Origin of the sequence: Streptomyces sp. OZ13 (assembly GCF_052068155.1) — a bacterium.
GTDB lineage: Bacteria > Actinomycetota > Actinomycetes > Streptomycetales > Streptomycetaceae > Streptomyces.
On sequence record NZ_JBQHCZ010000010.1, the window covers coordinates 220,532 to 234,883 of the forward strand.

Below are 14,352 nucleotides of genomic sequence, written 5' to 3' on the forward strand. Positions count from 1 at the left end.
CCCGGCTTCTCCAGCGCATGTTTCTGTGCTGTGCTGGAGGAGTCGGGCAGGTCCGTCATCTCGCGGCCGACAGCGGTGATGCGGCAGTCGCGAGCCCGTGGTGAAGCGCCGGGCGGTCGCAGCGGGCGGCGGGACGGCCTCCTGGGAGGAACTCCATGCTGCACCGCCACATTGCCGCCCCCTCGCCGGCACAGTCGGGCAACCTCCTGCCGCGGCGTGATCTCGCTGCCGCCTGGATCCTCATGGCCCTGCTCGCCGCGTCGGCATGGGTACTCACTGTCGCCCAGTCCCACGACATGGCCATGGAGCCGGGAACCATGGGTCTGGCGCTGCCGCTCTTCCTGCTGCTGTGGGTGACCATGATGGTCGCCATGATGTTCCCGTCCATGGCGCCGGTGGCGATCACCTGGGCGCGGGCGATCGGCCGGCAGTCGGCCGGCGCCGCCCGCGCTGCTCGGATCGCCCAGTTCGCCGGGGGCTATCTGATCGCCTGGACGGCATTCGGTCTGGTCGCGTACGGGGCATTGGCAGCGACCGCGACGCTGGTGGACGGCCGTCCCGAGGCAGGCCGCTGGCTGGGTGCCGCCGCGTTCCTGCTCGCGGGGCTGTACCAGTTCGGGCCGCTGAAGCGCGTATGTCTGCTGCACTGCCGCAATCCGCTGTCGCACCTCGTCCGGTACGCGCGCTTCCGGCCGTGGGCCCGCGATCTGCGCGTGGGAGCGCATCACGGGCTCTACTGTGTGGGCTGCTGCTGGGGCCTGATGATCGTCCTCCTCCCGCTCGGCGTGATGAACGTGGCGGCCATGGCCGCCCTGGCGGCGGTCATCTTCCTGGAGAAGCTGTGGCGGTGGGGCCCATGGCTCACCTGGGCGGTCGGCATCGCCTTCCTGGTCCTGGCCGCACTCGCACCCTTCCAGGAATGGCTGCTGCCCGGCCTCCACATGTCCGAGCCCGCGATGTAGCCGTTTTCCTCCTGGGCCGGTAAGGCGCACTCTGGAATGGAGGCCGCTTCCCGAACCCGAGAGCGCGCTCGGGACACCCGGTCTCGCCACTCCCAGTGAGCTCGTACGGGCTCGTCAGGAGGGAAGCGAGATGACTGAACAGGCCACCACCGGTACGCGCTGGCACCTGACCGGCGACTGGTTCGACGTGTGCAAGTGCGCCATTCCGTGCCCCTGCACGTTCGCCCAGCCCCCCACCTACGGCGACTGCGAGGGCGTGCTGGCCTGGCACATCCGGGAAGGCACCTTCGGCGACGTGCGGCTGGACGATCTCAACGTGCTGATGCTCGGCTCCTTCGTCGGCAACGCATGGGCCCGCGAGCACACCGACGCGTACGCCGCGGTGTTCTTCGACGAGCGCGCCGACGAGCGGCAGCGCGCCGCCCTTCAGAGCATCTTCGGCGGTGAGGCGGGCGGATGGCCCGCGGAGTTCGGTGAGATGTTCGGCCCCGAGATGCGGGGCATGGAGTTCGCTCCCATCCGGATCGAGATCGACGAGGACCTGGGCGCCTGGCGTGCGGAGATCCCCGGGCGGGTAACGGCACGCGCCGAGGCGCTGACCGGGCCGACCACTCCGGAGGGCGCACGCGTACAGGTGCACAACCCACCCGGCGCCGAGGTCGGGCCCGGCCAGATCGCGACCTGGGGACGGGCCACCACCGACCGCGCCGACGCCTACGGCTTCACCTGGGAGCGCTCGGGGAAGTCGAGCAAGCACTTCCCCTTCGACTGGAGCGGCCCGGACGAACAGTCCGGCTGAAACGACGCGATCGTCGGTCTCCGCGAGACCCCACGGCTGCCCGCCTGTGAGGCGCTGCACGGCCGGGTGTGCGCTCGCCCCTGCCGGCGCGGCCCGCCGGAGGCCGGAACCGTCGTGCCTGCACCGCTGCGCGCCTACGGGCGCCCGGCCGACCTGACCAGGATGGGACCGGTGCCGCACGGCTGGAAGCACTACTACTGGAGGTCCGGCGAGGTAGCGGAGTTGCGCGATGACCTGACCGACGTGCTGGTCGCGCATCCCGCCCCGGTCGCCTCGCGCCTGTCGCACACGCTGGTCTGCCGCTCGGGGGCGATCCGTCCTCGCGCCTGAGGACACCCCTGGCGACCCGCACCGCGTCGCGGCCACGCGATCGACGTCAACGGCGCGTGACCGCCCAAGGAACCGGTGGCCGGCCGGGCGAGAAGTCGTGAGGGCCCGCCGCGGGCACCACCCCGCCCCCGCCACGCGGAAGGGCCCGCCCGGATCGCCCCGGGCGGGCCCTTCCACAACACGCGGTACAGCTCACGCGCCCCGCAGCACCGCTCCCGTGCGCTCCGTCGCCAGCGACACCGCCGCGTCACGCGCGGCCGACGCCTCGTCGACGGTCAGCGTGCGGTCCGCCGCGCGGAAGCGCAGCGCGTACGCGAGCGACTTGTGGCCCTCGCCGATCTGCTCGCCCGTGAAGACGTCGAACAGCCGGATGGACTCCAGCAGTTGGCCCGCGCCCTCGCGCAGGGCGGATTCGACGTCGGCCGCGGGCACATCGTTCGCGACGATGAGCGCGACGTCCTGCGTGGCCACCGGGAAGGTGGAGATCCGCGGGGCCTGGACGACGCCGGTCGACGCCTGCTCCAGAACGTCGAGCTCCAGCTCCGTCGCGCAGGTGCGGTCCGGCAGGTGCAGCGCCTTGACGACGCGCGGGTGCAGTTCGCCCGCGTGGCCGACGAGGGTCTCCTCGCCGTCCACCGTCGCGTACAGCGCGGCGCAGCGGCCGGGGTGCCACGGCGCGTGCTGGTCGGCGCGGATCGTCAGCTCGACGCCCGCCTCGCGGGCGACGACCCGGCCGGCCTCGATCGCGTCGGCCCAGTCGGCCGGGCGGCCCTTGCCCCACCAGCCGTCCTGCTCGCGGGCGCCCGCGAGGACGACGGCGACGCGGCGCGGCTGACGCGGCAGCGCCGCGTTCAGCGAGGCGATCTCCTCGTCGGTGGGCCTGCGGTCCACCGGCGGCGTGACCGCCGGCCGCTCCTCGCCCGTCGGGCGGAAGACGAGACCGGTTTCGAAGAGCGCCAGGTCGTGGCTGCCGCGCCCGTCGTTGCGCCGCAGGGCGCCGAGGAGTCCGGGCAGCAGCGTGGTGCGCAGCGCCGGCTCCTCGTCGGAGAGCGGGTTGACGAGCTTGACGACCCGGCGGCGGGCGTCGTCGGCCTCCAGGCCGAGCTGGTCGAGAACCGGTTCGCCGATGAAGGGGTAGTTCGGCGCCTCGACGTAGCCGGCGCCGGCGAGCGCGCGGCCGACCCGGCGGTGCAGCCGCTGGCGTGCGGTGAGACCGCGGCCGGACGGCGGGGTGGGCAGGGTCGAGGGGAGGTTCTCGTAGCCCTCGAGCCGGATGACCTCTTCGGCGAGGTCGTTGGGCTCTGCGAGGTCGGGCCGCCACGAGGGGACGGTGACGACGAGGTCGTCCTGCCCGTAGACGTCGCAGCCGACCTCCTGGAGGCGGCGCACCACGGTCTCGCGGCCGTAGGTGACACCCGCGACGCGGTCGGGGTGGTCCGCCGGCATGGCAATGGTGCGCGGGGCGCTGGGGGCGACGACCTGGGTGACGCCGCCCTCCGCCGTGCCGCCGGCGAGGAGCACCAGCAGGTCGACGGTGCGCTGCGCGGCCGCCGCGGCGGCCTGCGGGTCGACGCCGCGCTCGAAACGCTTGGACGCCTCGGACGACAGCTTGTGCCGGCGCGCGGTCCGGGCGATGGCGACCGGGTCGAAGTGCGCGGCCTCGATGACGACGTCGGTGGTGCCGTTGATCCGGCCGGTCTCCGGGTCGGGAGCCGCGTCGGCGATCTCGGTGTTCGCCCCGCCCATGACGCCCGCGAGGCCGATGGGCCCGCGGTCGTCGGTGATGACGAGGTCCTCGGCGTCGAGGACGCGGGTGGTGCCGTCGAGGGTGGTGAGCTTCTCGCCGGGCTCCGCGCGGCGCACCCCGATCGGCCCGTCGAGGCGGGAGCGGTCGTAGGCGTGCAGCGGCTGGCCGAGCTCGAGCATCACGTAGTTGGTGATGTCGACGGCGAGCGAGATCGGGCGCATCCCGGCCTTCTGCAGCCGGCGCTGCAGCCAGATCGGGGAGCGGGCCTCCGGCTCGAGGCCGACGACGGTGCGCGCGGTGAAGCTGTCGCAGCCGATCGGGTCGGCCACCTTGACGCCGTAGCCGTACGAGTTGGGTCCGGGCACGTCGAGCAGCGCCGGGTCGCGCAGCGGCAGGCCGTAGGCGGTGGCCGTCTCGCGGGCGACGCCGCGCATGGACAGGGCGTAGCCGCGGTCGGGGGTGACGGCGATGTCGAGGACCTCGTCGACGAGTTCGAGGAGCTTGATCGCGTCGGTGCCGACCTCGTGCTCGGGCGGGAGCACGATGATGCCGCCGCTGCCGTCGTCGCCCATGCCGAGCTCGTCGCCGGAGCAGATCATGCCGTGGGACGTCCGGCCGTACGTCTTGCGTGCGGCGATGGCGAAGTCGCCGGGCAGCACGGCGCCGGGGAGGACCACGACGACCTTGTCGCCGACGGCGAAGTTACGGGCGCCGCAGACGATCTCCTGCGGCTCGCCGGTGCCGTTGGCCCGGCCGACGTCGACGGTGCAGAAGCGGATGGGCTTCTTGAACTCCGTCAGTTCCTCGATGGTCAGCACCTGGCCGACGACGAGCGGGCCCTTGAGCCCCGCGCCGAGCTGCTCGACGGTCTCGACCTCGAGCCCGGCGGCGATGAGCTTGGCCTGCACGTCACGGCCGGTCTCCGTAGCCGGCAGGTCGACGTACTCCCGCAGCCAAGAAAGCGGGACCCGCATCAGATCTCCATCCCGAACGGCCGGGTGAACCGGACGTCACCCTCGACCATGTCTCGCATGTCTTCGACGTTGTGGCGGAACATCAGCATCCGCTCGATGCCGAACCCGAAGGCGAACCCGCTGTACCTGCCGGGGTCGACGCCGCAGGCGGTGAGCACCTTGGGGTTGACCATTCCGCAGCCGCCGAGCTCGATCCAGCCCTCGCTGGAGCAGGTGCGGCACGGCCGGTCGGGGTTGCCGACGGACTCGCCGCGGCACACGTAGCAGACCATGTCCATCTCGGCGGACGGCTCGGTGAAGGGGAAGAAGTTCGGCCGCAGCCGGGTCTTCATGCCCTCGCCGAACAGCGCCTGGACCATGTGGTCGAGGGTGCCCTTGAGGTCGGCCATGGTCAGGCCCTCGTCTACGGCGAGCAGCTCGACCTGGTGGAAGACGGGGGTGTGCGTGGCGTCCAGCTCGTCGGTGCGGTACACCCGGCCGGGGCAGATCACGTAGACCGGCGGCTCGCGGTCGATCAGTGAGCGGATCTGCACGGGCGAGGTGTGGGTGCGCAGCACGACGCCGGAGTCCGCGCCGCCCTCGGCGTCCTGCACGAAGAAGGTGTCGTGTTCGCCGCGGGCCGGGTGGTCGGGGCCGATGTTGAGCGCGTCGAAGTTGAACCACTCGGCCTCGGCCTGCGGCCCTTCCGCGACCTCGTAGCCCATGGCCACGAAGACGTCCTCGATGCGCTCGGAGAGCGTGGTGAGGGGGTGGCGGGCACCGGCGGGGACGCGGTCGTGGGGCAGCGTGACGTCGACGGCCTCCTCGACGAGCACCCGGGCGTCGCGCTCGGCCTCGAGCTCCGTCTGGCGGGTGGCGAGCGCGCGGCCGACGGCGGCGCGGGCCTGGCCCACGCGCTTGCCGGCCTCGGCCTTGGCCTGCGGCGGCAGTGCCCCGATCTCCCGGTTGGCGAGGGAGAGCGGCGAGGTGCCGGAGGTGTGCGCGGACTTCGCGTGGGCGAGCGCCTCGAGCGAGTCTGCGGCGGCGAAGGCGGCGAGCGCCTCGTCCCGCATGCGCTCGATCTCTTCCGGTTTCAGTGCCTCGACCTCAACAGGGTCGTACGACTTATTGGGTGCGGACATCTCTTCCCGTACTTCCGATGGGCTGGCTGGGGACCCCGCACGTCGACCAGGGACGACCGAGGGCGCAAAGGTGCCAAAAGTCGAGTCTAACGGGGTGTGGAACGGTGAATGAGCCCGCGGGCTGCTCGGACGCTCTCGCCGGCCGATCCGTGAGGATCGCTACTGGAGATGCGCCGGGGTGCCGACGGGCAGGATAAATCGGAACTGGGCGCCGCCGCCGGGGCCACGGCCGACCGTGATCGTCCCGCCGTGGGCCTCGACGATGCCCTTGACGATGTAGAGCCCGAGGCCGGTGCCACCGCGCTTGCTCCCCCGCCAGAAGCGGGTGAAGACCCGTGCCATCGACTCCTCCGGAATGCCGGGACCCTCGTCGCTCACGGTGACGGCGGTGCCGGTACCGCTCTGCTCGCCGGCAGACGGCGAGGGTGCTATGTCGATCGTGACAGTTCCCTCGCCGTGGCGCACCGCGTTTTCCAGCAGGTTGCCGAGCACCTGGTCGACCTTGTCGGGATCGGCCCACAGGTCCGGCAGCGGCCCGGTGACGTCGACCCGGAACCGGTCCGGGGTCTGGCCGGCTGCCACGTGCGCGTCGACGTGGCGGCGCACCGCGGCGGCGAGGTCGACGGGCTGGCGGCGCACCTCGAGCCGTCCGGAGTCGATGCGGGAGATGTCGAGAAGCTCCGCGATGAGGCGGGTGACGCGGTTGGCGTCGGCGTCGACGGTCTCCAGCATCAGCCGCTTCTGGTCGTCGGTGAAGCGTTCCCACTTGGCGAGGAGGGTCGCCGTGAAGCCTTTGACGGAGGTCAGCGGGGAGCGCAGCTCATGGGCGACGGTGGCGATCAGTTCGGCGTGGCTGCGTTCGCTGCGGCGCCGGGCCTCGGTGCCGCGGAGGCTGACGACGAGTTTGCGCACCGGCCCGGTGGGGACGTCGCGCACGTAGCGGGCGGAGACGAGGACCTCGCGGCCGCCGGGCAGCAGCAGGTTCCGCTCCGGCTGGCCGACGCGGGTGGCGAGTCCGCCGTAGGGGTCGGTGAGGGTCCACCAGCGGCGTCCCTTGAGGTCCTCGAGCGGCAGCACCCGCTCCAGTGGCCGTCCGATCGCGTCGGCCCTGGCCACGGCGGTGATGCGGACGGCGGCCCGGTTGAAGCAGACGACCCGGCCCGTCTCGTCGGCCACGACGAGGCCGTCCGGGAGGTCGTCGGGGTCGATCCCGGGGGCCTCGGGGCAGCCGGAGGGGCCCAGGTGGAACTCCTGTGGCTGTGTCGGCCTGCTGGTCCCGACCGTCATGTCCCCGTACCCCACCTCTCCGCCGGCGCAGTGGGCCCCCGAGTGCGTCACCCTACTAGCTGAAAGTGACGTCGCCGACCCCCTGAGCGAGTGGTCCGTCAGCTTGCCGGGGCACCCTTGGCCCCGGCGCGCTGGGCGCGCGCCGACGCGTAGAGACATACGGCGGCGGCGGTCGCCAGGTTCAGGCTCTCGGCCTTTCCGTGGATCGGGACGCGGACGACGGCGTCGGCGAGGGCCCGGGTCTCCTCCGGCAGGCCCCAGGCCTCGTTGCCGAAGATCCATGCGGTGGGGCCGCCCATGGTGCCGGCGTCGAGTTCGTCGTCGAGGTCCTGCTCGCCGGCGCCGTCCGCAGCGAGGACGCGTACGCCGGCGTCGCGCAGCCCTTGGACGGCCTGCTCGACGGGTACGCCGACGGCGACCGGCAGGTGGAAGTGGGAGCCGACCGACGCCCGCACCGACTTGGGGTTGTACAGGTCGACGGACGCGTCGGTGAGGATCACCGCGTCCGCCCCGGCCGCGTCGGCGCAGCGCAGCACCGTTCCGGCGTTCCCGGGGTCGCGTACGTGCGCGAGCACGGCGACGAGCTTGGGCCGGGCGGCCAGGATGTCCTCGAACGGCGAGTCGAGGAACCGGCAGACGCCGACGAGTCCTTGCGGCGTGACGGTCTGCGACACCTCGGCGAGCACGGTGTCCGCGGCGTGGTGGACGCGGGCTCCCGCGGCGTGGGCGGCGTCGACGATGTCGGCGTAGCGCTCGGCGGCCTCGACGGTGGTGAACAGCTCGACCAGCGTCGCCGCGCCGTCGGGTCCGCGGTGGGCGACCGCCTCCCGTACGGCCTGCGGTCCCTCGGCGATGAACAGACGGTCCTTGCCCCGGAAGTTGCGCTTGGCGAGCCGCCGCGCGGCGGTGACGCGCGGGGAGCGGGGGGAGATCAGCTCGGGGGTCGGCATGCGGCTCGGCGGCTCTCTCTCACGGGGCTGCGTACGAAAGTCGAAAGGTCGAAGAGGTTCGGCACGGCGCTCCACCGCGCCCGGGAGGGCCGGGGCGACGGGGGCGGGCAAACGCACCGGACCCGCAGGCCGAGGCCTGCGGGTCCGGTCGGCTCGATGCGGGTGTCAGGCGGCCTTGGGGGCGTTGACGTCGCTCGGCAGGGCCTTCTGCGCAACCTCGACGAGCGCGGCGAACGCGTTGGCGTCGTTCACGGCGAGCTCGGCCAGGATCTTGCGGTCCACCTCGATGTTGGCGGCCTTCAGACCCTGGATGAGGCGGTTGTACGTCATGCCGTTCTGGCGTGCAGCGGCGTTGATGCGCTGGATCCACAGCTGACGGAAGTCGCCCTTGCGCTTCTTGCGGTCGTTGTAGTTGTAGACCAGGGAGTGGGTGACCTGCTCCTTGGCCTTGCGGTACAGGCGCGAACGCTGACCGCGGTAACCGCTGGCCTGCTCGAGGATCGCCCGGCGCTTCTTGTGGGCGTTGACTGCCCGCTTGACGCGTGCCACTTGTTAACTCCTTGTAGCGGGGCCGTGGTTGTGCTCACACGGCCCGGAAACGAATTGGTCCCGGTCTCGGCGCGTGTCCCCGGCGAAGGGACACGAACGTCACTTGCCGAGAAGCTTCTTGATGGTCTTCGAGTCGCCCGGGGCCATCTCGGCGTTGCCGGTCAGGCGGCGCGTCAGCTTGGACGGCTTGTGCTCGAGCAGGTGGCGCTTGCCGGCGCGCTCACGGAGCACCTTGCCGGAGCCGGTGATCTTGAAGCGCTTCTTGGCACCGCTGTGCGTCTTGTTCTTCGGCATCGCGCCGTTATCTCCTCGTCAGTGGCGCTCCCCCGGTGCGGGCACCGGACTACGGGAGCGTCAGATCTTGGTTGTGGTTTCCGGGCCGGACCCGGGGCTGCCACGGGGGCAGCCCCTCGGTCACGCCTCGGAAGGTGTGTCGGTCGGGGCGTCGACGCCCTCGCCCTCCGGCGAGCCCTGGCGCTCCGCCTTGCGTGCGGCCTGGGCCTCACGCGCCTCGGCCATCGCCTCGGTCTTCTTCTTGTGGGGGCCGAGAACCATGATCATGTTCCGGCCGTCCTGCTTCGGGTTCGACTCGATGAAGCCGAGATCCTCTACGTCCGCGGCGAGGCGCTGCAGCAGACGGAAGCCAAGTTCGGGGCGGGACTGCTCACGACCACGGAACATGATCGTGATCTTGACCTTGTCGCCCTGCTTGAGGAACCGGACGACGTGACCCTTTTTGGTGTCGTAGTCGTGCGGATCGATCTTCGGCCGGAGCTTCATTTCCTTGATGACCGTGTGCGCCTGGTTCTTGCGCGCCTCACGGGCCTTCATGGCCGACTCGTACTTGAACTTCCCGTAGTCCATGAGCTTGCAGACGGGCGGACGGGCATTCGCCGCCACCTCGACGAGGTCGAGGTCGTACTCCTGAGCAAGCTCAAGGGCCTTGGCAAGCGGAACAATCCCGACCTGCTCGCCGCTGGGACCGACAAGTCGCACCTCGGGAACGCGAATCCGGTCGTTGATGCGGGGCTCGGCGCTGATGGATCCTCCTAAGTAGCACCACACGGATGTCTGGCAGACAGCCGCGTAACGTCTGTTTCGTCAGACCAACCGCCCCGGAACGTCAAAAATGCCCCGGACGGGACACAGGCGGCAGCTCCTTGAATACCGGAGCACCGCCGCGGTGTACCGCGGGGCGCACATCGGGCGACTCCATCGTCCGTACGGAACGATGGTGGCCGCCTGACCGGTGACCCGCCGTCCCGAGGGACAGCCAGGTGGGAGATCGGAGCCTCCACTTGTGGGCCGGACACGGAGGTGTCCAGCCGGTCGTCACACAAGGTTAGCAGCTCCCGGGGGGCGGGGCTAACCGGTGGCCGGGGCCGGGTCGCGAGGGACGGGGCATATCGTGTGCGTCATGAGTGACGCGACCTCCCCGAACGAAACACCCGAATCACCCGACTTCGACGCCATGGCGCGCGACATCGCCGAGGTCCCGGCCGTCGAGGTGATCGTCACGGTCGCGGTGAACCTGATGAGCGCGGCGGCCGTCAAGCTCGGCCTGACCGACGACGCCGAGGACCACAAGGACCTGGACGAGGCACGCAAGCTGGTGCACGCCCTCGCCGGACTGCTCGATGCGAGCACCACGGAGATCAGCTCGTTCCACGCGGCGCCGCTGCGGGACGGTCTGAAGTCCCTGCAGCTCGCCTTCCGTGAGGCGTCGCTGGTGCCGGACGAGCCGGGCCAGGGCCCCGGCGAGAAGTACACCGGCCCCGTCTACGGCTGACCGGCCGGCCTATTCCTTTACGTAGAAGGGCTCGCCCGGAGGGGTGGCCCCGGCCGGCAGCAGCGCCAGGTCGAGGCCCCGCACCAGGCGGGCCCTCAGTACGTCGTCCGCCGCGAGCGCCCGCGCGACGCGGCCGCCCGCCTCCGCCGGCTCGGCGTCCGCGGCCAGCACCAGGGCGAGCGTGCCGTCCGAGTCCCGGCCGGGACCGAGGTGGGCCCGCAGCACCGCCGGTTCGGCGGCGATCACCGTGCGCACCGCCCCGGTGACCGCCGGGTCGGCGAGCGGGTCGGTGCTGGTGCGGCCTTCCGCGAGGGCGAGCAGGGCGGGACCGGTGAGCTGGTACGGGACCGGCCCGGCCAGGTCGAGCACGACGGTGTCCGCCTTCTCGTGGGCCGCCGCCCGGAGCGCCTGGTGCAGCGGCACGGCGACGGGACGGGCCTTCGGGTCCCACCGGGCGAGCGAGGCGATCGACGTGAACGCGGGCAGCGCCCGCCGGGAGCCGGCCGTGAGCGTCGGCACGGCCATGTCGCTGGTCTTCTCACGGCGCAGACCGGTCCGCGGGTCCTCCTCGACCTCACCGAGCACGGCGACGATCGGGACCAGGAGCCGGGCGCCCCGGAGCGCCTCCAGCACCGGCTGCTCGGCACCGCGGTCCACGGACCAGGCGGCGAGCGCCGCCTCCAGGGCCGGGTCGGCGGTGCCGTCGTCGTCGGAGAAACCGGGGTCGGGAATGTTCTTGAGCGCCACGCACCGAGCCTAACGCCCTGCCGGCGGCTGCCGGGGCGGGGGCGGCGGTGGCCACAGGCCCGCGGGTGGCGGTACGGCCCGCGCCGGGCCAGGGGTGGCGTGTGCGGGTGCCGCGTCACGGGGCGTTTGCGGGCACGGGGCCAGGGCCGGTGGTGAAGCCGCCCGCCGCGTCACGGGGGCGTGTATGGCCACCCGTCACGAGCGGCGGTGCGCCGGCGCCCGGTGACTGGCGGTACGGCCGCGCCGCGTCACGGGCCACCGAGGTCACGAGTGGCGGCGGCCGTCGGTCAGGGGCGTGTGCGACCGCCGCGCCAGAGGACCACGGCCATGGCCAGGAGCAGCGCGCCGGCGCCGCCGGCGGCCAGGGCGAGCCAGCCGCCAGGGCCGCCGGCCGCGCCCTCGGGCTCGGGGCCCGGGCCGAAGAACTCCTCGCGGTAGCCCGCCGTGGCCGCCTTCGGGTCGCCGGGGCGCAGCCGGGCTCCCTCGCTGATCGCCGCGGCGGGGTCGACCATGCCGTAGCCCTTGGAGTCGTCACGGCCGCCCTTGGGGGCGTCGCGCGCGGTGTCGATGAGGAGCTTCTTGATCTGCGGGGGTGTGAGGTCCGGGTGCGCCGAGCGCACCAGGGCGACCGCACCGGACACGAAGGCCGCAGCCGCGCTGGTCCCCCAGCCCTCGTAGTAGCGGCGGTCGGGGTCGGCGATGACGATGTTCACGCCCGGCGCGCTGACGGTGGCGTACCAGCGGCGGGTGGAGAACGACGCGTGGGTGCCCCAGCGGTCGACGGCGGTCACCGCGATGACGCCCGGGTAGGCGGCGGGGTAGGAGATGCGGTCGCCCTTCTCGCCGCCGTTGCCGGCGGAGGCCACGACGACCGAGCCCTTGGAGAGCGCGTACTGGACGGCCGCGTCCTCGCCCGCCTCGGGGTGTGCGGACTCGCTGTCGTCGCCGAGCGAGAGGTTGATGACGTCGGCTCCCTGGTCGGCGGCCCAGCGGATGCCCTGGGCCAGGGCCGTGCCGCGGGTCTTGCGCGCCCTGTCGCGGGCCTTGTCCTTGCCCTCGAGGATCACGCGGACCGGCAGGATCTTCGCCTCGGGGGCGATGCCGAGGACGCCCGACTCCTGTCCCGGGCCGTGGCCGTGGGCGGCGACGATGCCGGCCATCGCGGTGCCGTGCCGGGCCCAGGTGCTGTCGCCGCGTTCGGCGCCGAAGCCGATGAAGTCCTTGCCCGGCAGGACGGAGCCGGCCAGGTCGGGATGCTGGTCGTCCACACCGGTGTCGAGCACGGCGACGGTGATGCCCTCGCCCTTGGTGGTCCGCCAAGCCTCCTCGGTGTTCATGGCGTCGAGGCTCCACTGCTGGGTCCGGATGCCGTCGGCGTGCGCGGGCGTCGCCGGCAGTACGACGAAGGAGGCGGCGGCGAGGGCGGCGACGATGCGTAGGCGGTGGCGTCTCATCGCGGCTCCTCCGTGCGCTTGCCCACGGCGCCGCGCAGGCCCTTCTCGATGCGTTCCGCGATCCCGGTGGCCTCGTGGCCGAGCCCGGCCTGGGCGGGCGCGTTCGTGGCGCCCTCGGCCTGGGCCTCGTCGGCAGGCTGGGGGTCGGCCACGGCACGGCCGTCGGCGAAGCCGGAGACGGCGTAGACGACGACCGGGGCCTCAGTCACGACCTCAACCGTCCAGCTGGCGCGCTGCTCGTCGCCGAATCCGGCGGAGACGGTGCCCTTGGCCGGGAACGTGCGGGGCATCAGGTCGGTGCGCTCGCCGAGCGACTCGGTCGTGAACCGGTTGTGCAGGGCGAGCATCCCCTTCTCGTCCGCCTCGGTGAAGACCAGGCCGACGGTGGTGACGCTGCTGGCCGTCGCGTCGGTGTACGTGGCGCGCAGTACGCGGGCGCAGCCGACGGGCTCCAGCGCCTTGGTGAGCAGCGGGTCGAGCGCGGTGGCGCAGTCGCTGTCGGGTGCGACGGCGATCCGGGTCCAGACGCGGTCCGCGCCGCCGGGCCCGGCTCCGTCGCCGTCGAGCTTCCGCGGGAAGAGGGTGTCCACGGGGACGCTGTGCCAGGCGGTACGCACCTCGGCGTAGACGTTCTCCTCGGCCGTGTCGGCGCTCGAGTCGCCGGTCAGCCAGGTGCCGGTGACGGCTCCGCCGATCAGCCCGAGGCCGAGCACGACTGCGGCGACGGCCCCGACGGTCCGTGCGGGGTGCCGGGTGCGTACGGGACGCAGCCGGGTCGTCATCTCGGCCGGCGTCTCCGGCGGGATCCACAGCCGGGCGGGAGGGCGCGGCGCGTCGGGCCGCGGGGTCATGTCGACGCTGCCGACCGGCCGCGGCGGCCGCGCGGGGCGGGCCGGGGCCGGCGGGCGGGGCCCGTCGGTGACGGGCCGGAGCCGCGTGGTGGTCTCGACCTCGGGGATCGACCCGTCGGCGGGTCCGTCCGCCCGGCCGGGCCGGGGCGGCGGCACCGCTCCCGGCGGGGCCGTGTGTGGCGCGGAAGGCCGGTCCGGGCCGGCGGCAGGACGGGACGGCGGCACGGCGGCCGGACGCTCCACGCCCGTGGCGGGGCGGGACGGCGGCACGGCGGGGGGACGCGGCGGGGAAACCGGCCGGGCAGGGGCCGCAGGTCCCGGCGCGGCGGCGCGCGGCGGCGCGGCCTGCGTGGAACCGGCGGGCGGCGGAGGGGAGACGGGGCGATCGGGGACTGCGCCGGTACCCGGGCGCGCCGACGGCACGCCGGCCCCGGTCCGGGCCGGGGGTGCCGCGGCGCCCGACCGGGCGGCAGGAGTGCGGGGAGCCGCCGTGTCGGGCGTACCGGGACGCGCCGTGGCAGAGCCAGGAGCGGACGTATCCGGAGCCGTCGTGGCAGAGCCAGGAGCGGGCGGAGGCGGAGTTGTGTGAGAGCCCGGCGCGGGCGGCGTCGGCGGCGCGGCCGGAGGCGTCGAGGGCCGGCCGGAGCGGGACGGGCCGGAGGCATCGTCGTCCGGGGGCAGCAAGGCGTCCGAGATGCGGGAGCGGGGCGGGGGCTGCGGGCCGGAAGGGCGCTGCGCCTCCGTGCTCATTCCACCCCCCGTTGCTCAATCACGTACCGCCGACTGATCACC

At 73.0% G+C, this 14,352-nt stretch carries 14 protein-coding genes; 4 read left to right on the forward strand and 10 right to left on the reverse strand.

Features of this window, described 5'->3' with window-relative positions:
* The first annotated feature begins 155 nt into the window (after positions 1-155).
* From ACTMTU_RS22935 to ACTMTU_RS22945, 3 genes are all read left to right on the forward strand, one after another.
* The gene (locus tag ACTMTU_RS22935) at positions 156-962 is read left to right on the forward strand and encodes a DUF2182 domain-containing protein (RefSeq protein WP_441265363.1); all 807 of its coding nucleotides are present in this window, start codon (positions 156-158) and stop codon (positions 960-962) included.
* Positions 963-1,092: 130 nt separating this feature from the next.
* A complete protein-coding gene (locus tag ACTMTU_RS22940) occupies positions 1,093-1,761 on the forward strand; it encodes a DUF1326 domain-containing protein (protein WP_441265364.1) in 669 nt (222 codons plus the stop codon).
* Between the two features lie 114 nt (positions 1,762-1,875).
* Positions 1,876-2,091, forward strand: coding sequence for a hypothetical protein (locus ACTMTU_RS22945; RefSeq protein WP_441265365.1), 216 nt, complete (start codon positions 1,876-1,878; stop codon positions 2,089-2,091).
* 192 nt (positions 2,092-2,283) lie between these two features.
* Here ACTMTU_RS22945 and pheT read toward each other — a convergent pair whose 3' ends face one another.
* The 7 genes from pheT to infC all read right to left on the reverse strand — a co-directional run bounded on the left by pheT (position 2,284) and on the right by infC (position 9,784).
* Positions 2,284-4,812, reverse strand: a complete 2,529-nt coding sequence (gene pheT / locus ACTMTU_RS22950; protein WP_441265366.1) for a phenylalanine--tRNA ligase subunit beta — start codon at positions 4,810-4,812, stop codon at positions 2,284-2,286.
* Complete coding sequence (pheS, locus tag ACTMTU_RS22955; protein ID WP_441265367.1) at positions 4,812-5,933, reverse strand: phenylalanine--tRNA ligase subunit alpha; 1,122 nt, start codon at positions 5,931-5,933, stop codon at positions 4,812-4,814. The genes pheT and pheS overlap by 1 nt, the downstream gene beginning before the upstream one ends.
* Positions 5,934-6,092: 159 nt before the next feature.
* Entirely contained in the window at positions 6,093-7,220 is a 1,128-nt protein-coding gene (locus tag ACTMTU_RS22960; protein ID WP_441265368.1) for an ATP-binding protein, read from the reverse strand.
* 98 nt (positions 7,221-7,318) lie between these two features.
* A complete protein-coding gene (locus tag ACTMTU_RS22965) occupies positions 7,319-8,170 on the reverse strand; it encodes a TrmH family RNA methyltransferase (protein ID WP_441265369.1) in 852 nt (283 codons plus the stop codon).
* A gap of 165 nt (positions 8,171-8,335) precedes the next feature.
* Positions 8,336-8,719: a 50S ribosomal protein L20 gene (gene rplT / locus ACTMTU_RS22970; RefSeq protein ID WP_018103794.1), complete on the reverse strand. Its 384-nt coding sequence runs from the start codon at positions 8,717-8,719 to the stop codon at positions 8,336-8,338.
* A gap of 99 nt (positions 8,720-8,818) precedes the next feature.
* Positions 8,819-9,013 carry a 50S ribosomal protein L35 gene (rpmI, locus tag ACTMTU_RS22975; protein ID WP_005319593.1) on the reverse strand — a complete coding sequence of 65 codons (195 nt, stop codon included), beginning with the start codon at positions 9,011-9,013 and terminating at the stop codon, positions 8,819-8,821.
* Between the two features lie 120 nt (positions 9,014-9,133).
* The gene (gene infC / locus ACTMTU_RS22980; RefSeq protein WP_005319591.1) at positions 9,134-9,784 is read right to left on the reverse strand and encodes a translation initiation factor IF-3; all 651 of its coding nucleotides are present in this window, start codon (positions 9,782-9,784) and stop codon (positions 9,134-9,136) included.
* Positions 9,785-10,136: 352 nt separating this feature from the next.
* On the opposite strand from infC, the gene ACTMTU_RS22985 reads away from it, so the two are divergent.
* Positions 10,137-10,508, forward strand: a complete 372-nt coding sequence (locus ACTMTU_RS22985; RefSeq protein ID WP_189475166.1) for a DUF1844 domain-containing protein — start codon at positions 10,137-10,139, stop codon at positions 10,506-10,508.
* A gap of 9 nt (positions 10,509-10,517) precedes the next feature.
* On the opposite strand, the gene ACTMTU_RS22990 is transcribed toward ACTMTU_RS22985, so the two are convergent.
* The 3 genes from ACTMTU_RS22990 to ACTMTU_RS23000 form a co-directional block, all read right to left on the reverse strand.
* Positions 10,518-11,255, reverse strand: a complete 738-nt coding sequence (locus ACTMTU_RS22990; RefSeq protein ID WP_441265370.1) for an SseB family protein — start codon at positions 11,253-11,255, stop codon at positions 10,518-10,520.
* 287 nt (positions 11,256-11,542) lie between these two features.
* On the reverse strand, positions 11,543-12,709 hold the full coding sequence (mycP, locus tag ACTMTU_RS22995; RefSeq protein ID WP_441265371.1) for a type VII secretion-associated serine protease mycosin: 1,167 nt from the start codon (positions 12,707-12,709) through the stop codon (positions 11,543-11,545).
* A complete protein-coding gene (locus ACTMTU_RS23000; protein WP_441265372.1) occupies positions 12,706-13,560 on the reverse strand; it encodes a hypothetical protein in 855 nt (284 codons plus the stop codon). The genes mycP and ACTMTU_RS23000 overlap by 4 nt, the downstream gene beginning before the upstream one ends.
* Positions 13,561-14,352 lie beyond the last annotated feature (792 nt).